The organism is Komagataeibacter xylinus NBRC 15237 (assembly GCF_001571345.1).
Classification (GTDB): Bacteria; Pseudomonadota; Alphaproteobacteria; order Acetobacterales; family Acetobacteraceae; genus Komagataeibacter; species Komagataeibacter xylinus.
In genome coordinates this window covers 1-640 of the sequence record NZ_BCTP01000148.1, presented here as the reverse complement: position 1 = coordinate 640, position 640 = coordinate 1, and the positions used below count along the sequence as shown (strand labels likewise).

The following is a 640-nucleotide window of genomic DNA, read 5'->3' as shown; positions in this document are numbered from 1 at the left end:
GAAGACGATATCTTTACAGATTTTGAGCCTATGCCATCGCCCCGTCTGGCTGTGATGGACGGGCTGGAACATGTCATCCGCATAGGCAGTTTTTCAAAGACCCTGTCTGCCTCAGTAAGATGTGGTTACATCGCGGCTCGGAAGGATCTGATTGACGGACTGATCGACTTGCAGGTGGAGGGATCGAAGAACCCTTGATTGATGTGCTTGGCCGGTAATTTCTGGGTTTTGGCGATTTGATTGACGGTTTTTGCGATGGCGTCCAGTCTGCGTTTTGAGCAGATTGGGAGTTGTCTCTCGCTGGATGGCTATGCGCTCGCGTTCAATCTTTCGAGGAAGAGGAGGCGGCGCATATTATAGACGATATTGGCGAGCCCGATCCTCATGGTGGCTCGACTGATACCGACAGTTCGGATGAACAATCCCGTCTTTGATTTCTGGTCGGCAAAGACGTGCTCGACGCGCGATCGGATCACGGACTTTCCAGCATTCGATTTCTGGATATGTCGGGGCATAGGCTTGAGATGCGGCTTTTTTCTGTGAACCTTTGAGACAAAACCCTCTTTGTCCATGAAGTCCTCATTCGCTTTCGAGCGATAAGCTGTATCAGCCCAAACGCTTGAGGCCGTATTGGTTTCCC

General features: G+C 51.1%; 2 protein-coding genes. One reads left to right on the top strand and one right to left on the bottom strand.

Going from position 1 to position 640, the window contains the following annotated elements; translation table 11 throughout:
• On the top strand, positions 1-198 hold a 198-nt coding region (locus GXY01S_RS18830), incomplete at its 5' end, for an aminotransferase class I/II-fold pyridoxal phosphate-dependent enzyme (RefSeq protein ID WP_370664588.1).
• A gap of 110 nt (positions 199-308) precedes the next feature.
• Here GXY01S_RS18830 and GXY01S_RS16820 read toward each other — a convergent pair.
• Positions 309-640 (bottom strand): transposase (locus tag GXY01S_RS16820; RefSeq protein ID WP_156470358.1); only part of this gene is annotated, 332 nt, incomplete at its 5' end.